The sequence below is a fragment of the Mucilaginibacter limnophilus genome (assembly GCF_004005815.1).
In the GTDB taxonomy this organism is placed as follows: Bacteria; Bacteroidota; Bacteroidia; order Sphingobacteriales; family Sphingobacteriaceae; genus Mucilaginibacter; species Mucilaginibacter limnophilus.
This window is the reverse complement of sequence record NZ_SACK01000001.1, coordinates 736,283-756,928: the sequence shown is the minus strand read 5'-3', so window position 1 is coordinate 756,928 and position 20,646 is coordinate 736,283. Positions and strand designations below refer to the sequence as shown.

Genomic DNA, 20,646 nt, shown 5'->3' with positions numbered 1-20,646 from the left:
GGCTGTGATTAATTAACGCGTAAATCAACTACTTAACTAACTCAATAATCTCCATATCCCTTACCTTGTCACCATCAATATTAAAACGCATTAATGTACGTACATTGTGCCAGCCTTGCTTGCCTGCGGCGCCTGGATTCAGATGCAGGCAATTGATCTGCTGATCATACATTACTTTTAAAATATGTGAATGCCCGCATATAAACAATTGAGGCGGGTTGGTATAAATTTCATTACGTACAGCCGGATTATACTTGCCCGGATAACCGCCGATATGAGTTATCCAAACATCCATATCTTCACATTGAAAACGCAGATTTAGCGGATATATACGCCGCACATCCTGTCCGTCGATATTGCCGTAAACTGCCTTGAAGGGTTTAAAAGCGGCTAAGTTATCGGCCAACTCAATATTGCCAATATCACCGGCATGCCAAATTTCGTCGCATTTATGGAAATGCTTAAAAACGGCATCATCAAGGTAGCTGTGGGTATCAGATATAAGGCCTATGCGTGTCACTTTTGTAGATTGATAAGGCTAAAATATAGTAAAAAAGTCTTTTAATGTATGAATATATTGGTCACTGTAAACGCTTATATCGCTATAAATAACAAATGAGAATTTCGAGGGTATGTTATGCATCAGTCCAAAAACTACTATTTCCCTATGCGGTTCAAAATTTTCAAATGACTTCACTTCTATAATTTTCTGCAAATGTAAGCCAACATCCGCTGTTTTATCTTTTACCAAAGCCGCTGTATCAACAGGCAGTACTAACCAGCATTGCCCATCAGGGGTAAGGTGTTGAGCTAAGCCTTGCATCAACTCCTTAAAAAAATATTTCCCTGCGTGTTTGGCCGTGTTTCTTTCCTTTTGTGGAGACGCCAGCGAATTGATATAAAATGGCGGATTAGATACAATCAGTGAATATTTTTTATCAGAATGCTGCTCAAAGAAGCTGGTAAATGACGTATCATAAACAGTAAGTCTTTCATCAAACGGCGAATTTTTAAAATTTTTCCCAGCGGTTAGCACAGCACTATTATCAATTTCAACCGCGTCAATTTTAGCTTCAGCAAATCGCTGCGCAAGCATCAGCGCTATCACACCAGTCCCGGTACCAATATCTAAAATATTTTGCGGACTTCCCTCTCCTGCTATGGCACCCAACAATGCTCCGTCAGTATTAATCTTCATGGCACAACCGGTTTGGTCAACCTCAAACTGCTTGAAACGGAATACGCCGCTCATCACTATTTTTCGTAAAACTCAATGGGAAGACCGTCGGGGTCGGCAAAAAAGGTGAAGCGTTTGCCGGTAAACTCGTCTACACGTATAGCTTCTGTAGCTACACCATGATTGTTGACATGGGCAACGGCCTCGTCAATATTATCAACTTCAAAGGCCAGGTGACGCAATCCTGTCGCTTCCGGATGTGATGGGCGTGCGGGTGGATTTGGAAATGAAAAAAGCTCGATCTGGTATTGCCCTGCAACAGCCAGATCGAGCTTATATGAATCTCTTTGCTCGCGATAAACCTCGCTAACTATGGTTAAACCAAGTACTTCAGTGTAAAATTGTTTCGACTTTGCATAGTCGGAACAGATAATGGCTATGTGGTGTACCCGGTTAATTTTCAGCATTATTCTATATATTCTGTCATTCTGAGCAAAAGCGAAGAATCTATTCGCCGATAGATGCTTCGTACCTCAGCATGACAAAAACTACTTTATTCCCCCAACGCTACGTGAAGCACGTTATCAAATAACAGTTTCACATCGGTAACGTGGCCGAATAACTGCTCGTCTACATGGAAGTAACCATCGGTAACCGTACCTAACAACGTGAAATCTGTTTCGCTGGTAGCCATCAGTTCAACAAACCTGTCCTGATCGGCCGGCGCCACAGTAACTACTATTCTGCCCTGTGCTTCACCAAACAAGAATGCGTCTTTACGTATGGCTGCATCGGTAGCTATGTCAAAACCAAGTTTGTTTGGCATGGCCGATTCTGCAAGCGCTACATATAAACCGCCATCGGCAACGTCATGTACCGACTGTACCATTTTATGTTTGATCAGCTCTTTTATAACCTGGTGCGTTGCATATTCTTTATCAAGATCAAAGTATGGTGCCGGTGATGCGCTGATTTTGTGCCATGAAGCAAGGTACTGTGAAGATGAAATATCGTTAACCGACTCGCCTATCAGGTAAATGAAATCGCCCGGCTGTTTAAAGTCAAGCGTCATGATATTATCAATATTGACCATTACACCCAGCATACCGATGGTTGGTGTCGGGAAAACCGGCCCTTCGTCAGACGATTGATTGTAAAAGCTAACGTTACCACCTGTTACAGGGGTTTCAAACCTGGTGCAAGCTTCGCCCATGCCTTTGATAGCGCTTACAAACTGCCAATACACCTCAGGAATATACGGATTACCGAAGTTTAAACAGTTGGTGATAGCCACAGGTTCGCCACCGGCACAGGTAATGTTACGTGCGGCCTCGGCAACGGCAATAGCACAACCTTTTTGCGGGTCTGCATATACATAACGCGAGTTACAGTCTACTGTAAGGACGATAGCTTTTTCAGTGTCACGAACAGCTACAACGGCAGCATCGCTCGGGCGGTTGGTGGTCATGGTTGATACACCTACCATTGAGTCGTACTGGTCTGTTACCCAACGTTTTGATGCAATGTTTGGATGACCAAGCAGATGTTCGGCAACAGCAACCAGGTCTTCCGGCTCGGCAACATCTTCTATTTTGAACTTTTGGTTCTCGGCAAAGTAAGCAGGCTCACGATATTCGCGTTGGTAAACCGGCGCACCGCCACCCAATACCAGGTCATCAGCAGGTACATCGGCAACCAGTTCGCCGTGCATGTAATATTCTAAACGTTTGGTATCGGTAACTTCTCCTATTTGCACACAGTTTAAATCCCATTTATCGAAAACGGCTTGTACATCGGCTTCGCGGCCTTTTTCCACTACGATCAGCATACGCTCCTGCGACTCTGACAGCAATATCTCAAAAGGTTTCATGTTTTCCTGGCGGGTTGGTACCTTATCTAAATCAACGCGCATTCCATGTTCGCCTTTGGCCGACATTTCAGAGTTTGAGCAGATAATTCCAGCCGCCCCCATATCTTGCATGCCTATAACGGCACCGGTTTGTATCACTTCAAGTGTAGCTTCAAGCAGCAATTTTTCCTGGAATGGGTCGCCTACCTGTACAGCAGGTAAATCGTTTACCGAATCTTCAGTTATATCCTTTGACGCGAATGCCGCACCGTGAATACCATCTTTACCGGTTGAAGAGCCAACAATGTAAACCGGATTGCCTACACCATATGAAGTAGCCGAAACAGTTTCACCGGCCTTAACAATACCTGCCGACATGGCGTTAACCAGCGGGTTGATATTGTAACATTCGTCGAAGAAAAGTTCGCCGCCAACTGTAGGGATGCCAAAGGCATTACCGTAGTGACTGATGCCTTTTACCACGCCTTTAATTAACCACTTGGTTTTATCAAGGTTAATATCACCAAAGCGTAACGAGTTAAGCTGCGCTATAGGGCGTGCACCCATGGTGAATATGTCGCGGTTTATACCGCCCACACCTGTTGCCGCTCCCTGGTAAGGTTCAAGCGCCGAAGGATGGTTGTGTGATTCTATTTTGAACGCACAACCTATGCCATCGCCCAAATCAACCAGGCCAGCGTTTTCTTCACCGGCTTTGGCCAGCATGCGCGGCCCATCCTTTGGCAAAGTTTTTAGCCAGGTTATAGAGTTTTTGTACGAGCAGTGCTCGCTCCACATTACCGAGAAAATAGACAGTTCGGTAAAATTAGGCACCCGGCCCAAAATTTCCTTTATGCGTTCAAATTCTTCGGGTAACAGGCCAAGGTCTTTGGCGGTTTCAACGGTAGTTAGCTCCTGGTTCTCCAATGTTTTATATTTATTTTGAAAGGATGCGCAAAATTAGGAAAATCAGGCGAAAGCGGAAAGGTAAAAGGCAGAAAGCTATATAGAAACGCTGATAAGAAAAGCAAAAAAGCGACGGATAATAATCCATCGCTTACAGTAAAACATCAATTTATAAGGATTTAGGTAATATTACTCGGGCATTTGAAAGTTTATAGGGATAACATACTTAACGCGTACCGGACGGCCGTTTTGAATGCCGGGTGTCCAGGCGGCGGCTTTTTTAAGCACACGCAAAGCTTCTTCTCCAAAACCATGCTCGCCGCCGCGTAAAACGGTTATATCTGAAAGTTTTCCATCTTTTTCAATAATAAAACTGATAAATACCCTGCCGTTTACGCCTTGCTCTTGTGCCTCTGATGGGAACCTTAAATTCCGTTGCAAAAATTTGGTCCAGGCTTGTTGTCCGCCAACCGGCATGGGCATTTTTTCCATTGTTTCAAATGTGTCGTGGATGCCTGTATCTTCTGTACCTGAAACAGTACCGCCGCCTTTGTCGCTGCCGTCAGGTGTTCCTTCAGGTGCATTTCCGGGAGTATTTACACCCTCTGATTTTGTGGGACCTACAGCACTTGTTTCAATTTCAGTTTTTGTTGGCGGTTCATCCGGAACAGGATCTGAGGTTACCTTTGTTGGAATTGCTGTTGTTTTTGCTGCTTCGGCTTTTGCTGGGGGCGGTGTTTTAGGAATTTCGGATTTAGCCGGTTCTACAGGCTTTTCTACTTTAGGTGCATGCGATAAATCAACAACTGTTTCAATATCTTTATCAACTAATGGCTTTTCAATAACAACTGGTTTTTTATTAATAGTAAAAGCCAATATACTGGCAGCTACAAAAGCAAAGGCTATACCCATAGCTTTTGTCATGGTTTTACCGTAGCTTTGACGTAGCTCATAAGCTCCATAGCTTTTGTTGCGATTGGTGAATACAAGATCGAGCCACTCGCCCTTGTACAAATCTAATTTGGTGATAAGCATAATAGTTAGAATTAAGTTTCTATTATAACGCTAATTTACCATATTATATTTTGTATTATTCTGAAAAATTCGCTTTTCACAAAATTTTATTTGGCAAAGCGGAAAGATGTTAAAAGTTTTAATGTTTAAACAAGAAACGTATAAACTTTGCATAAAAAAAGCCGGTTCATTACCGGCTTTTAAATTTATCATTTGGCTTTTACCACTCTTTTGTAGTAACAGACCGTTTTATTCCGTCATTTTTTGGCGTTCCGGATGGTTTTTGCATATAAGTTTTTAACACACCGCTGATGTTCCTGCAGTTTATTAATGTTTGCTCCAGGTAATCATCAAGTGTTTTTTGGCCAAGTTTACGCAGTCCCTGCTCAAGGGGAATCTTCTTGCCATCTACCGGGCTAAAATTAGCGTACCTGTCGCGCCGATAAGGTATCGCAGCAAAATCGGTAAACCAGTAACGGTATTTTCCATCCTTAACCTCTATTACCATATTAAAGGTAATTTTGGCATCGTCCTGCATTGATACAAGTGCCTTTTTGGTTACCATAAAACCGCCCTTACCGGTTAAGATAGCCTTATCTTTATCTTCCTTGCTCAATTTCAACCTGTCGTTTTCGAAAGCATTCTTCAAAAAATGCAGCGCTCTTTCATATAATGTATCAGCCTTTACTTTTGTCTCTTCTGCTACCTGGTAATAGATATATTTGTTACGCTCATCAAATGACAATGAATCTTTATTTTGTGCATGTACCGAAGTTATGCTAAAAGCCGATACAACCAGTATCAATAAAACAATCTTGTTCATTCTGTAAATATAAAAAGCCGCCTTGAATGACAGGCGGCCTTATGAAAAAATCAACTAAAATTATTCTGCTTGTTAGAATGCATAAACGGCAGCCAGTAAAAATTGACTGGCAGATTTGGTAGGATCACCATTCTTTTTTTCAAATGCCTCTTCATTCCAGCTGTCAAGTCTAACTTCAGGAATAAAGGTAAGCGGGCCCGCTTTAATGTTAGCGGTAGCTGTAATAGCTTTTACATCCGGACCATCAGACTTAAATTTAAAATACTCTCCTCTTAAACCCAAGCTAACCGAACTTGATACTGCCACCTGAGGATACAATGCCACACCTGCAAAGCCTGGTAGTTCGAAGTTAGCTTTTGCATAATCAGAGGATGAGTAAACCGCAGCATTCAAGCCTAATTTAAACATATCAGTAATTTGATAAGCAGTTGTTAAATCAAATTCGGTACCCATTGTGTGACCGGTAATCACATTCAGGTAAGCATCCCATCCTTCAACAGGGTGAAGACCTAATTGCGCGCCAAAATTATCCATCCCATTTTCAAATGCCCGGTAGCCATTCCATTGGTCGTTAAATATACCTGCCATTAAGCTAACCTTATCAGAAAAGGTATAGGTAGCTTTAAAACCTGCATTTTGGAATGGGCCATTAGTAAACAGGTAAGAAGTTGAGTAGTTAAAATTAGCGGTCGGACTAATTACTTCATAACCTATAAATGTACCCATATAACCGGCTGTAACATTTAATTTATCGGTCAAATCATATGATATATATAGGTTTTGAATATGAAATGAATTCGTTCCATTCAAATCATTGCCATCACCTGCCGGAATTGACTGATATTGACCACGAGGACCGAATGATAGCTCCCCTACAAAAGCCGCTTTGCTGATTTTCTTTTTCAAAGCAATATCAACCATACCAATAGATAACGAATTGTGATCTGTAGCAAAACTTGTCGGGATTTGGCCCAGACCGCCTTTAGGATCGGCAAAATCATACTTGTAATAGGTATCTACCGAACCGGTGATAGACAAAGTTGAATCCTGCGCTTTTGCCGTAAATATGGCGGCAGACATAATAGATAATAGTAAAAGTTTTCTTTTCATGATAATGGATTGATTAATTAAGTTGTCTGAATTGTGTTTAATTATAGTTTAATTACGGATTATTCTATTTCCTTGCCTTTTAAAAAGATTTTAAACAAAAACGATTCTGCCAAAATTCCAATTAAGCTGCACGTTAATTTAAAATCTTTTAATAAATGTTTTTTTTATTAAAATTTTCATAAAAATAGACAGCTTATTTAATAAATACAAGTTTTAATTACACAAAATCAAAAATTTTTAAATTAAAGTTCGATTTTAAGTTCAAATTGTGAATAATTTCTTATTCATTAACATAACTCACACACGTTATTCGTAAAAAAACGATTTCAATATTATTTTTAGGTTGATAATTTCATTTTTTTAATTGAAAACAGACAACTTTATAAACTAATTAGGACGTTTAAGCAAAAAAATCACTAAAATTTACAGAAAACCATGCTATAAATAGTTTTCAAGTTTATTTATCTAATTAAATCGAAGTAGAAGGGAGGTTATGTAAGTCATGTATAAAAATTGTGCATTATTAAAAGGATAGCTTAATTTTGGCGGAACCTAAAATTCATTAAACATGCTGAATACCCGTTTTCAAGCGTTGCAGTCGGTATTGGACCGCACTGTGCCTGAAGTAAAAATGCCTTCTACCAAAATCTCTGATTTTTTTGGGGCGAACGTCTTCGATAAAAAGAAAATGAAGGAATATCTCTCTGACGAAGCCTATCAAAGTATAGTTAACTCAATAGATAATGGTGAGCCTATACCCCGTGATATGGCCGAGCAGGTGGCATCAGCCATGCGCTCGTGGGCATTAAGCAAAGGCGCTACTCACTACACGCATTGGTTTCAACCTTTAACCGGCAGTACTGCTGAAAAGCACGATTCATTCTTTGAGCCAACCGCCGATGGTGGCGCTATTGAACGTTTCTCGGGCGACGCGCTTGCACAACAGGAACCCGACGCCTCAAGCTTTCCAAGTGGCGGCATACGCAATACCTTCGAGGCACGCGGTTACACTGCCTGGGACCCTTCGTCGCCAGCCTTTATAATGGGCCGTACATTATGTATCCCTACAGTATTTGTATCATACACCGGCGAGGCGCTCGATTATAAGGTACCTTTGTTAAAAGCGTTGTCAGTACTTGATAAAGCCGCTGTTGACGTTTGCCATTATTTTGACAAAAGCATCGAAAAGGTAAATGCTTCATTAGGTATTGAGCAGGAGTATTTTTTGGTTGACATTGCCTTGTTTAACGCCCGTCCCGACTTGTATTTAACTGGCCGTACTTTGTTTGGCCATATCTCAGCAAAAAATCAGCAGCTTGAAGATCATTATTTTGGTTCGATACCAGAGCGTGTTTACGCCTTTATGCAGGATATGGAAACCGAAGCTTTATTATTAGGTATTCCGTTAAAAACCCGACACAACGAGGTGGCCCCCTCACAGTTTGAATGTGCGCCTATATATGAAGAGATCAATTTAGCGATAGATCATAACCAGTTGCTGATGGATTTGATGGACCGCGTAGCAAAAAGGCATAACTTTAAAGTACTGCTGCACGAAAAGCCGTATGCGGGTATAAACGGATCGGGTAAACACAACAACTGGAGCATGATCACCAATACAGGGAGAAATTTGCTTTCGCCGGGTAAAACGCCAAAGAACAACCTGATGTTCCTTACCTTTTTTGTTAACACCATAAAGGCTGTTTATGAGCATGCTGATTTGTTGCGCGCATCTATTGCATCAGTAAATAATGATCACCGTTTGGGTGCTAATGAAGCTCCGCCTGCTATTATATCTATATTCCTGGGCAGCCAGTTAACCGAAGTTTTGGATGAAATTGAAAGCTCTCGCTTAAGCAAAAAAATAAAAGAAGAGAACACGCTTTGGCAAGGCATCCCCAAAATACCTCAAATACTTGCTGATAATACCGACCGTAACCGCACCTCGCCTTTTGCATTTACCGGTAATAAGTTTGAGCTACGCGCAGTAGGTTCCTCGGCAAACTCAGCCAGCCCTATGACGGTATTGAACCTCATTGTGGCTGATCAGCTTAAGAAATTTAAATACGATGTAGATAAGCTTTTACGCAAAGGTGAAAAGAAAGACGTTGCCCTGATGATGGTGATTAAACGCTACATCAAAGAGTCAAAGAATATCCGCTTTGAAGGCAATGGTTATAGCGAAGAGTGGGAAAAAGAAGCCGAAGCAAGAGGTTTAGCCAACATTAAAACTACACCTAAAGCGCTTGATGTTATGGTAAACGAAAAAACGGAAGAGCTATTTGCATCAACCGGTGTTTTCACCTCTCGCGAAGCGCATGCCCGCCATGAAATATTACTTGAAAGCTACTACAAAAAACTGCAGATAGAAGCGCGTGTTATGGGTGAAATTGCCAATAATGTGATAATTCCGGCTGCTATTTCATATCAAAGCAAACTGGTTGAAAATGTGCGCGGACTTAAAGAACTGGGGCTCGGCGAAGAAACTTATTCCGCGCAGATAGATATTATCAAAAAACTATCTGAACACATAAACTTCATCAAAAATAATGTTGAAGAGATGGTGCAGCAGCGTAAACAGATCAACCAGGTTGATGATATACGACAGAAAGCTATTGATTACGACGAAAAGGTGCGCTCATTCTTCCAACCGATACGTTACCATGTAGATAAACTGGAACAATTAGTTGACGATTCGATATGGCCATTGCCAAAATTCAGAGAACTATTATTCTTTAAATAAAAAAGGGGGCTCAAGCCCCTTTTTATTTGTATTTAGTTTACTATTGCAGTTTTCACCAAAACATTTGCAGGCGGGTAAACCAAGAGCGGTAACCCGGTTGACTTAGCCAGATGGTGCGTATGGCTGCTTTCAAAAAGCGAAAAGCCTTTCTGTTTGCGGTGCACTATGGCCAGCATGTTTACATTTCCATTAGTAGCAAGCCAGTTAAGTCCCTGATCAATATTTACGCTTTTTATATGCCTGTAAAATATCTTACCGTAGTTTGAGCGGGTGCTGGCTGTATTTATAAAGTGGTTTACCCTTAGCTTATGCACATCGTTGTCAAATTTCTCGTTGGTAACGTGCGCCAGCAAAATTTCAGGATTGATAGCCCTCGCTATTTCGGCTATTGATGAAACCACGTCAATATCATTCTCCCGAAGGCTGGTTGCAAACGCAATTTTGCCTAACCCGTTAAAAGCCGCCTTAACCGGTACGCCTAAAAGGGGAAATTCCGCCTCATCAATAATATCTTTACTTGTACTGCTTGAAAACAATCCACCACCCGAGCCTGACATACCAATCACAACAACGGCTATATCACGATCTTCATATATTCTTTTTGCAACTTCAGTTATTTTTCCGCTTTGGCAGGTATAATCAACAACAGGGTTATATCCGTTACCACCACTTAACCGGTCATCGTGCATTAATCTTTCGGCTACAGCCCGTAAATTTTCTTGTTTTTCCCTGCGGATTTGATCGTTTCCACCGCTTATAACATGGCATAAAGTGATATTTGCCCTGATGTTTTTTGCAATTTGCAAAGCATACAATGTGGCATTGTGTGATGAAGGCGTAAAATTGGTTAATACCAGAAAATTACTCATGTGAAACAGGTTGAAAAAATACTGTTACCGGCATTAGCATCTATTAATTTAGGTTCCGGTATTTCAAAGTTATTGATTATCAGATAAAAAGCAACACTTAGCTAAAATTTAACCCAATTAAATCCACAATCTTACTTTTTATTTAATGTTTAACCGGAACGAACAAATTAATAATGAGCAAAAGGGTCAGCCTGCCGGTGCTGGCTAATAAATACTTCGCGGTATTTGGCAAGCAAGGTGGATTTTGATATAAAGCCGATGAATTTATCATCTTTTACAACCGGCAACTGCCATACATCATTAGCATCAAATAATGCCATTACACTTGTTACCGATTGACCATAATTAACCACTGCAGGCGGTGCTATCATTATATCAGCAATGTTTTGTCCGGCAATATCGGTATCAAACAATTGTTTACGTATCTCGTCGAGCAATACAACTCCTTCAAGTGAGCCACCATCATTTAATACAGGAAAAATATTAGCCTGCGTTTGTGAAAGCACAGTATAAAAATCCTTTACAGAAGAATGTTTGCTGATAGCTGAAAAATTCCGGTTTATAACACTGTCAAGCGGTATGGCGTACAAGGTATCATCGTCATGATCGGGCCTGATGTTACGCTCGTGCACCAAATGGTGCCAATACATGTTGTGCGGATTGAAATAGCGTGATATTATATATGAAATAGCCGAAACAATCATCAACGGAATAAACAGCACATAGCCGCCTGTAATCTCCGCAATAAGAAATATTGCTGTAAGCGGAGCGTGCAAAACGCCGCTAAGCGCGCCAGCCATACCCGCAGCAATAAAATTACTGGTGTTAAGATGTATCAAACCGGTTTGGTTAATTCCATATGCAATAAATAATCCTAAAAATGCGCCCGTAAACATTGTTGGCGCGAACGTACCGCCGTTACCGCCCGAACCTATTGTAATACCCGTAGCTATTATTTTTAAAAATACAAGCAAGGCAATAAAACCAAGCAAGGCAAGCGGATGGCTTAACCACTCACTAAAAATCGAACCGTTGGCAATAATCTCTATATTACCGTTCAGAATCTCCTGTACATCATGATACCCTTCTCCAAACAAAGGCGGAAAAACAAGAATAATAATACCAAGTAATAAACCTCCTATAATTGCACGTACATATCTGTTTTGTTTTGGCAGTATACCTTTTTCAAGTTTGCCGCCAACGTTTGCAATGTACACTGAGATACAACCACATAACAGTGCCAGCAAAATGTAAAATGGCAGCGCTGCCATCACCCAACCATCAGTAGCAAGATGGAATAACTGCCGTGAGTACAAAACCTTTGACACCACAACACCCGTTGCCGAAGCAATAAGCAGGGGGATAAATGTTGCAGTAGTGATTTCTCCTATCAAAAGCTCTAACGAAAACAATACACCTGCAATAGGGCTGTTAAACACCGCCGCTATACCGGCAGAGGCCCCTGCCCCTATCAGAACCATTTTTTCGTAGGAAGTGAGCTTAAAAAACCTGCCGGTATTTGAGCCTAATGCAGCGCCGGTGCAAACAATTGGCGCTTCTAACCCCGATGATCCGCCGAAACCAACTGTGAGCGAACTGCTAATTAAATGCGCGTACATATTGTTTGCAGCGATGTTTGAGCGATTACGTTTAATATTAACCAAAATACTGCCAATACCTTTTTCAAGTTTATCGCGGTTTATTAAGTGAGTATAAATAACCGTAAACAGGATACCCAAAGCTGGCAGAAAGACGTATATAAAATGAAATGGCAAATGAGCAGAAATGCTGCGGCTTACATCTTCCATAAAATGAACCAGGAACTTTAGGGCAACCGCTGCTAATCCGCCAAGTAACCCGGCCAAAGCACTGCAGTATATAAGGAAATTGCGTTGGCTGTTAAGTTTTAGCCGCCATTTGGTTATTTTGTAGAACAGATTTTTGAACATAAGCAGACAGATGGAAGCGGGCAATGTAATATTTTAAATGTTTAAAGGCTATATTTGCCCATGATTTCTTCGCAAAGATATGATCAACGCGGCGTTTCCGCCTCTAAAGATGATGTACATAACGCTATAAAAAATATTGATAAAGGCATTTTTCCTCAAGCCTTTTGTAAGATAGTACCCGATATATTAAGCAACGACCCTGCGTGGTGTAATATTATGCATGCCGACGGAGCAGGCACAAAATCTTCATTAGCTTACACCTATTGGAAAGAGACCGGCGACCTATCAGTTTGGCGTGGCATTGCACAAGATGCGATCATCATGAATATTGACGATCTGCTTTGCGTAGGCGCTACGGATAATATTTTGCTGTCATCAACAATCGGTCGTAATAAAAACCTTATCCCCGGTGAAGTTATCGCTGCTATTATAAATGGCACTGAAGAAGTTTTAGCCGGCTTACGTGATGCAGGAATCGGCATTTATTCTACCGGTGGTGAGACTGCCGATGTAGGCGACCTGGTGCGAACCATTATTGTCGACTCAACCGTTACCTGCCGCATGCGCCGTGATGATGTGATATCAAACCATAACATACAGGCAGGTGATGTTATTGTCGGGCTTGCTTCATACGGGCAAACATCATACGAAACCGAATATAACGGCGGTATGGGTTCAAATGGCCTTACATCAGCAAGACATGATGTATTTAATAAAACGGTTGCAGAGAAGTATCCCGAAAGTTATGATGCTGCCATACCATATGAGTTGATTTTTTCAGGAAGTAAAAACCTAACAGACCCAATTGATATCGGTAACGGGCAAAGCGTAACCGCAGGCAAATTGGTATTGTCACCCACCCGTACTTATGCACCTGTTATAAAAACTGTGCTTGATATGCACCGCAGCCACATACATGGCATGGTACATTGCAGCGGCGGTGCGCAAACCAAAGTGCTGCACTTTATTGATAACCTGCATGTAATAAAAGATAACCTACTGCCGGTTCCACCACTGTTTAAGCTGATACACGAAGAATCAAAAACCAGTTGGCAGGAAATGTACAAGGTATTTAACATGGGCCATCGCATGGAACTTTATGTACCTGCCGAATATGCTAATGATATCATTAGCATATCCAAAAGCTTTAATATCGAGGCCCAGGTAATTGGCCGTGTTGAAGCAGCTGAGAAAAAACAGGTAACCGTGCAGTCGGAATTTGGGAAGTTTATCTATAACTGATCCTTCCTTATCCCTTTAATTAATTCTGATACATAAAAAAGCCCCGCTGAAAATCAGCAGGGCTTTTTGCTTAAGAGGTTTCTTAATTAAAGATATACCTGATACCGATCTGAGCTCTCCAACGAGAGGTTAAATCACTTTCAGAATATATTTTACCATCTGTTTGTCCTGCTTCTGTGTATTGAAAGTTCGGCGTTTTTCCGTCAGTAGCTAAACCAGTGTATTTAATAAACGAAAACGTTTGGTTAGGAACGGTATTAAAGCTTCCCCAGTTTTTGTTTAACAGGTTACCAAAGTTCAATATGTCAAACGATAATTGAAGCCTGTTTTTAGTATTACCGATATTCATACCCAAATCTTGTAATATCCTTACATCAAACACTTGCTGGAATGGCAATCTTGAACCATTACGTTCAGCATATTTACCTCTTCTATCTTTTAAGTAAGAATTATTAGATATGTATGAATCCAATTTTTGCCATTGCTGATCAGCAGTAAGGCCGTTTGTAATATCTGTCAGGCTGATTTGTGATCTGTTTGCCGGAACGAATATAAGGTCGTTAGCAGTACCATCATTGTTAAGGTCACCGTCATATATATAAGATACCGGCTGACCTGACTGACCATTATAGAACAACGAAATTTGAGTAGCGAAGTTCTTAGCGTATTCTATACGGTAAGTAACGAAACCTGAAACTCTGTGACGAACATCAAAGTTAGCATAACTTGCACCAACATTGTTCGGATCGATTGCGTTTACATATCTCCAGTTTGAATAAGCTGTACTTGAAGTACCAGAGTTGATATCTGTTGATTTGCCGTAGGTATAAGAAATCGAACCTGCAAAACCGTGGCTAAACTGTTTTTGAAGTTGTGCTACAAAGTTATATGAATAACCTTTGTTTGAGTTACCGAATACAATAATCTCATCAAACTGGCTGTTTCTTCTGCCTGTATAATACCGTGGTCTTTGATCAGCACCGTTAAAGGTAAATGAAGCGTCTACTTCCCTGTTCAGGTTTTCAAAGGTTACGTTATTTATACCTTTACTGTAAATGGCTTCAATAGTACCTATTAAGCCCCATGGTAATTGTTTATCGATACCGATGTTGCTACGGAATGTTTGCGGGAATTTGAAGTCTTTATCGGTAATGTTTATCGCACCACGGTTAATAACTCCACCCACATCCTGAGGCTGGTTAAACGGATCAGCATTGAATTTTATACCTGTAGGGTTCGTGATTGGGTTACCGCTTGAAGAGCTGTTACCAACAGTACCACCAGCTACAACAGTACCGTTATTTGAGTATTGGTTTGATATCCATACAAATGGCACCCTACCGGTAAATATACCGGTACCACCGCGTACTTTTAGTGATTTGTCACCCAATACATCCCAGTTAAATCCAAGCCGTGGAGACCATAATACTGTTGTTTTTGGTTTTTGGCTGGTTGATAAACCTCTTGAACCGTAAGCATTTGCAAAATCCTGGTTAAACGGAGGATTATCATTGAATACCGGAAGATCGCCTCTGATACCGTAGGTTAGTTTAAAGTCGTCAGTAACCTGGAAATCGTCCTGTACATATAAACCTAATTGCATTGCGCTGAAACGTGCAGCTGCATTTGTTTGATATGGACCGTCGTTAGGGTCAAAGGAGTAACTTTTTGCATAATAAGTTGGTGCGACTTCTGCTGCAGTACCTATTGATTCAAAATCCTCAAGAGTTTTGTAAGCATAACTTCCGAAGATGTTTTGTGCAAACAAGTTGTAGAACTTGTAGAACTCGTTGTTGGTACCTATAGTGAAAGTGTGCTTGCCTTTATACCAGCTAAAGTTATCATTAATAGAAAAGATATCCTGATCAAGCTGATTAGCCACTGATGAATATTCACTACCCAAATAGATGTAGCCGCCGCCGCTAAGATTGTTTATGCGGACTTCGGGGAATGGATCACCTAAAGGATCACGGTCGTCTCGAACACGGGTATAACCCAATAACAGGTTGTTTGAAAACTCCGAATTAAAGGTTGAGTTTAACTCGACACCTGTAGAGTTTGTAGTGCTTGGAAAATATTGACCATGATTATAAAAGCTAAGGTTGTTGTTACCCCGGCTATTATCAATATTTTCACCAAAAGCATAGCTGTGGCGGGCAGTTAACTTATGTTTATCATTGATGTTCCAGTCAATTTTAACCAAAAATTTGTTTGAGTTTGTCTCATCATCAATTTTACCATATGAACCCGGATCATAGCTTGGCGCAATTCTTTTCAAGGTATTAACTACGCGGTTTATTTCATCAATCGTCACTTTTGAACCTGAACCCGGATCAGTTGGGTCAAACGCGTTTGGTGTAGTATTACGTGTTATTTCACCATTTACAAAGAAAAATAATTTGTTCTTTACTATTGGTCCGCCAACACGGAACCCTAATTGGTAGTCAGAATATTTAGGATACTTTGATTTTACGTTAGTATTAGGGTTATTTTGGCCAACCAAGCTTTGGTTGTTACCAAAATAGTAAACTGAACCCTGATACTCGTTTGTACCACTACGTGTTACAGCATTGATGCCACCACCGGTAAAACCACCTTGACGCAGATCATAAGGTGCAATGTTGATCTGGAACTCTTCTATCGCATCTAAGCTGATTGGTTCGATATTGGTTTGTCCACCATTTGTACCTGAAGCAGCAAGACCAAACACGTCGTTATTGGTTATACCATCAATTGAAAACTGATTGTAACGGTTGTTTGTACCAGCAAATGAAGTACCTGAACCATTAACGTTTGCTAAAGGTGATAACTTTGTAAAGTCGCGCAAACCCCTGTTAATTGTAGGAATTGCCTGAATGGTTGAGCGGCTAACGTTAGTACCGGCACCTGTACGGTCTGAATTCATTAATGAATTACGATTAGCAGTAATTACTACGTCTTGCAAAACATTTCCGCTTTCCAGCGTTAAATTCAATGAATAAGGTTCACCAAGTTTCAGATAAATATCTGATATGTTTTTGGCATTGTAACCTACATAAGTAACAGTAATTAGATAAGGTCCGCCAACCCTCATGTTCGGAAGGGTAAATTTACCATCGGCATTGGTTGCCGTTGCATAGTTTGTACCGCTTGGGGTGTGAGTGGCCTTTACGGTAGCGCCAATAAGGGTCTCGCCTTTGGCGTCTTTAATAACTCCTGTTAAACTACTTGTTGTAACCTGCGCAAATGAGGCTCCACAAATAATCATAGAAAAAAGTAAAAAAAGTAAAAACTTTTTCATGTAAGGGGAATTTGTTAATAAATCAGTTAATTATAATTTCCGCAAAATTATGCAAAACATTCACGCCTTATGTTAATTAATTGTGAAGTTTCTTAAAAAAATTCTCAACATTAATGTGTAATTCATTCACAGTTTCGTAATATCCTGCCATTTAAGCATTTAATTAAAAACGAAGTCAATTTTACTTTGTATTAAATTTGTTACTTCTGTGTAAGTATGTAAGTTTAAAGCCATAAGGTTTTACCAAACCCTGTTAATTTTTGGATTTCAGCCTATTTAATTAGCTTTGGCAACATCATAAAACACACATAATAAAATATGAGCTACGATTTGATAGTTATAGGGTCGGGCCCGGGCGGATATGTTGCCGCAATACGCGCTTCCCAGCTTGGTTTAAAAACCGCGATAGTAGAAAAAGAATCCCTTGGCGGTATCTGCCTTAACTGGGGCTGTATCCCTACAAAAGCTCTTTTAAAAAGTGCGCAGGTTTTTGAATATATAAATCACGCTGCCGATTATGGTATTACAATAAATGGCGAGGGTGCTGTTAACTTTGATGCCGTTGTAAAACGCAGCCGCGGCGTTGCCGATGGCATGAGCAAAGGCGTTCAGTTTTTAATGAAGAAAAACAAGATTGATGTGATAATGGGTTTCGGCAAGCTTAAAGGTAAAGGCGTTGTTGAAGTTAAAGCCGAAGACGGCAAAACCCAGGACATATCTGCAAAACATATTATACTGGCCACCGGCGGCCGCTCGCGCGAATTGCCTAACCTTAAACAGGACGGCAAAAAGATTATCGGTTACCGTCAGGCCATGGCGTTGCCTAAGCAACCAAAATCATTGGTAGTTGTAGGTTCGGGCGCTATAGGTATTGAATTTGCATATTTTTATAATGCCATTGGCACTCAGGTAACTGTAGTTGAGTTTTTACCAAACGTTGTGCCTTTAGAGGACGAAGAGGTTTCAAAACAACTGGAGCGCAGCCTGAAAAAACAAGGCATAAATATCATGACCAACTCAACAGTTGAATCGGTTGATACCTCAGGCGACCTGTGCAAAGTAAGTGTTAAAACCGCTAAAGGTACCGAAGTGCTTGAAGCTGAGATTGTACTGTCAGCAGTAGGTATCGCTACTAACATTGAAGGCATAGGTCTTGAGGAAGTTGGCGTAAAAACCGACAAGGGTAAAGTACTGGTTGACGAGTTTTACCGTACTAACGTAGAGGGCGTGTACGCAATAGGCGATATTGTAATGGGCCAGGCATTAGCACACGTAGCATCGGCAGAGGGTATTACCTGCGTTGAAAAAATTGCAGGCCATCACCCTGAACCTATTAATTACAACAATATACCGGGTTGTACTTACTGTTCACCGGAAGTCGCTTCAGTAGGTTATACTGAAAAAGCCGCTAAAGAAGCCGGATATGAGATTAAAGTGGGAAAATTCCCGTTCTCAGCATCGGGCAAGGCAAGCGCAGCAGGCGCAAAAGACGGCTTTGTAAAGTTGATTTTTGATGCCAAATACGGCGAATTTTTAGGCGCGCACATGATAGGCTTTAACGTTACCGAGATGATTGCTGAATGCGTTGTAGCCCGCAAACTGGAAACTACCGGCATGGAGATCATAAAATCGGTACACCCGCACCCAACCATGAGTGAAGCCATTATGGAAGCTGCCGCCGCTGCTTACGGTGAGGTGATACATATTTAAATTAGTCGATGGTCCATAGTCGATAGTCCATAAAATTGAGATTATTGACTATGAATTATTGCTGATAGAATTAAAGTTGTCTGTAGTTCATAATCGCTGATTCGGAATTCGGATTTTCGCTATGGACTATGGTCTATTGACTATGGACTAATGAACCTATACACCATAAACACAGAATTATTTAAACTTGATGGCGGCGCTATGTTTGGAGTTGTTCCAAAAACTATCTGGAGCAAAACTAATCCTGCCGACGAAAATAACCTGTGTACATGGGCTATGCGGTGCCTGCTGGTTGAAGATGGTAACCGGCTGATACTTATTGACACCGGCATTGGCAACAAACAAGACGCGAAATTTTTAGGTCATTATCACTTGCATGGTAACGACACGCTCGATAGTTCGCTTAAAGCACACGGCTTTCATCGTGACGATATTACAGATGTTTTTTTAACGCATTTACATTTCGACCATGTGGGAGGCGCCGTTAATCGTGATGGCGAAAAGCTGGTTCCGGCTTTTAAAAATGCCACCTACTGGAGCAACGCGCAACACTGGGACTGGGCCGTTAACCCAAACGACCGCGAGAAAGCATCATTTTTAAAAGAGAATATATTACCGTTACATGATAGCGGTCAGTTGAAGTTTATTGATGCTCAAGATGGCGTAAACTTTATCAACGGTTTTGACGTGCGTTTTGCTTATGGCCATACCGACGCCCAGATGCTGCCGCTGATCGAGTATAAAGGCCGCAAGCTGTTGTACATGGCCGATTTGCTGCCATCTGTTGGGCATTTACCTTTGCCTTATGTAATGGCTTACGACATGTTTCCGCTTAAAACGCTGGCAGAAAAGAAGGCCATTTTGACAGAAGCTTTAGAAAAGGAATACATTTTGTACTTTGAGCATGACGCTGTTAATGAATGCTGTACTTTGCAAATGACAGAGAAAGGAATAAGGGTGAAAGACACTTTCACCCTGGCAGAAATTGTGTAGCACCTAACATGTTTTTTACGTAAATATGTTATATTACAGCGAAAAATAGAGAACAAATGCTTACCTTTGCACGTTCAATTCTAAAACAAAGAATCGAGGCTATAAAATAGATGAGACAACTCAAGATCACACAATCCATTACCAATCGTGAATCGCAATCACTTGATAAATACCTTCACGAAATTGGTAAAGTTGACCTGATAACTGCCGAAGAAGAAGTAATACTTGCACAAAAAATAAGGGAAGGCGACCAGGCTGCGCTTGAACGCTTAACCAAAACCAACCTTCGTTTTGTGGTCTCTGTTGCAAAACAATATCAAAACCAGGGCTTAACCCTTGGCGACTTAATTAACGAAGGTAACCTTGGTTTGATAAAAGCAGCCAAACGCTTTGACGAAACTAAAGGTTTTAAGTTCATTTCATACGCTGTTTGGTGGATCCGTCAGTCGATACTGCAGGCTATTGCCGAGCAGTCGCGCATTGTACGTTTGCCATTAAACCAAGTAGGTTCACTTAGCAAAATCAGCAAAGCGTTTTCAAAGCTTGAACAGGAATATGAGCGTGAGCCTTCACCTGAAGAGCTTGCTGATATCCTGGAAACTACTGTCGACAAGATATCAGATACATTAAGCAATTCAGGCCGCCATGTATCAATGGACGCGCCTTTTGTACAAGGTGAAGAAAACACGCTGCTTGACGTATTGGAGAACCACGAACCGAATACCGATTCGATACTGATCAATGAATCATTATCAGAGGAGATTAAACGTTCACTTTCGACATTAACGGAGCGTGAGCGTGAAATTATTGTATTATTTTTTGGTTTAGGCACCAACCACCCGCTTTCTCTTGAAGAAATTGGCGAGAAATTTAACCTGACACGCGAGCGTGTAAGGCAGATAAAAGATAAGGCGTTGCAAAGATTGCGGCACACCTCAAGGAGTAAAATCCTTAAATCATATTTGGGTTAACACTCAAAAA

At 41.0% G+C, this 20,646-nt stretch carries 15 protein-coding genes; 5 read left to right on the top strand and 10 right to left on the bottom strand.

Translation table 11 applies throughout. The features are described from left to right. Window positions 1-28: 28 nt before the first annotated feature. The 7 genes from EOD41_RS03230 to EOD41_RS03200 form a co-directional block, all read right to left on the bottom strand. Window positions 29-520 (bottom strand): metallophosphoesterase family protein, encoded by a 492-nt coding sequence (locus tag EOD41_RS03230; RefSeq protein WP_127703329.1) that lies wholly within the window; start codon window positions 518-520, stop codon window positions 29-31. An 18-nt stretch (window positions 521-538) separates the two neighbouring features. Beyond that, the gene (locus EOD41_RS03225) at window positions 539-1,252 is read right to left on the bottom strand and encodes a tRNA1(Val) (adenine(37)-N6)-methyltransferase (RefSeq protein ID WP_127703328.1); all 714 of its coding nucleotides are present in this window, start codon (window positions 1,250-1,252) and stop codon (window positions 539-541) included. 2 nt (window positions 1,253-1,254) lie between these two features. Beyond that, window positions 1,255-1,644 (bottom strand): SMU1112c/YaeR family gloxylase I-like metalloprotein, encoded by a 390-nt coding sequence (gene gloA2 / locus EOD41_RS03220; protein WP_127703327.1) that lies wholly within the window; start codon window positions 1,642-1,644, stop codon window positions 1,255-1,257. Between the two features lie 86 nt (window positions 1,645-1,730). Further along, window positions 1,731-3,953: a phosphoribosylformylglycinamidine synthase subunit PurL gene (purL, locus tag EOD41_RS03215; RefSeq protein WP_127703326.1), complete on the bottom strand. Its 2,223-nt coding sequence runs from the start codon at window positions 3,951-3,953 to the stop codon at window positions 1,731-1,733. A gap of 168 nt (window positions 3,954-4,121) precedes the next feature. Continuing rightward, a complete protein-coding gene (locus tag EOD41_RS03210) occupies window positions 4,122-4,967 on the bottom strand; it encodes an energy transducer TonB (RefSeq protein ID WP_127703325.1) in 846 nt (281 codons plus the stop codon). A 199-nt stretch (window positions 4,968-5,166) separates the two neighbouring features. Next, window positions 5,167-5,769: a DUF4468 domain-containing protein gene (locus EOD41_RS03205; protein WP_127703324.1), complete on the bottom strand. Its 603-nt coding sequence runs from the start codon at window positions 5,767-5,769 to the stop codon at window positions 5,167-5,169. 72 nt (window positions 5,770-5,841) lie between these two features. Next, window positions 5,842-6,879, bottom strand: coding sequence for a porin (locus EOD41_RS03200; RefSeq protein WP_127703323.1), 1,038 nt, complete (start codon window positions 6,877-6,879; stop codon window positions 5,842-5,844). A gap of 568 nt (window positions 6,880-7,447) precedes the next feature. On the opposite strand from EOD41_RS03200, the gene EOD41_RS03195 reads away from it, so the two are divergent. Continuing rightward, on the top strand, window positions 7,448-9,622 hold the full coding sequence (locus EOD41_RS03195; protein WP_127703322.1) for a glutamine synthetase III family protein: 2,175 nt from the start codon (window positions 7,448-7,450) through the stop codon (window positions 9,620-9,622). Between the two features lie 32 nt (window positions 9,623-9,654). Here the strand turns inward: EOD41_RS03195 and EOD41_RS03190 are convergent, their stop codons facing one another. Both EOD41_RS03190 and EOD41_RS03185 read right to left on the bottom strand, forming a co-directional pair. Then, entirely contained in the window at window positions 9,655-10,491 is an 837-nt protein-coding gene (locus EOD41_RS03190) for a universal stress protein (protein WP_127703321.1), read from the bottom strand. 167 nt (window positions 10,492-10,658) lie between these two features. Beyond that, window positions 10,659-12,440: a chloride channel protein gene (locus EOD41_RS03185; protein WP_127703320.1), complete on the bottom strand. Its 1,782-nt coding sequence runs from the start codon at window positions 12,438-12,440 to the stop codon at window positions 10,659-10,661. A gap of 60 nt (window positions 12,441-12,500) precedes the next feature. On the opposite strand from EOD41_RS03185, the gene EOD41_RS03180 reads away from it, so the two are divergent. Next, a complete protein-coding gene (locus tag EOD41_RS03180; RefSeq protein WP_205780479.1) occupies window positions 12,501-13,682 on the top strand; it encodes an AIR synthase related protein in 1,182 nt (393 codons plus the stop codon). Window positions 13,683-13,764: 82 nt separating this feature from the next. Here the strand turns inward: EOD41_RS03180 and EOD41_RS03175 are convergent, their stop codons facing one another. Then, a complete protein-coding gene (locus EOD41_RS03175) occupies window positions 13,765-16,929 on the bottom strand; it encodes a TonB-dependent receptor (RefSeq protein WP_164849871.1) in 3,165 nt (1,054 codons plus the stop codon). 351 nt (window positions 16,930-17,280) lie between these two features. Between EOD41_RS03175 and lpdA the strand changes: the two genes are divergently transcribed. From lpdA to EOD41_RS03160, 3 genes are all read left to right on the top strand, one after another. Next, a complete protein-coding gene (lpdA, locus tag EOD41_RS03170; protein ID WP_127703318.1) occupies window positions 17,281-18,672 on the top strand; it encodes a dihydrolipoyl dehydrogenase in 1,392 nt (463 codons plus the stop codon). A 150-nt stretch (window positions 18,673-18,822) separates the two neighbouring features. After that, on the top strand, window positions 18,823-19,665 hold the full coding sequence (locus EOD41_RS03165; protein WP_127703317.1) for an MBL fold metallo-hydrolase: 843 nt from the start codon (window positions 18,823-18,825) through the stop codon (window positions 19,663-19,665). A gap of 110 nt (window positions 19,666-19,775) precedes the next feature. Next, entirely contained in the window at window positions 19,776-20,636 is an 861-nt protein-coding gene (locus EOD41_RS03160; RefSeq protein WP_114004714.1) for a sigma-70 family RNA polymerase sigma factor, read from the top strand. Window positions 20,637-20,646 lie beyond the last annotated feature (10 nt).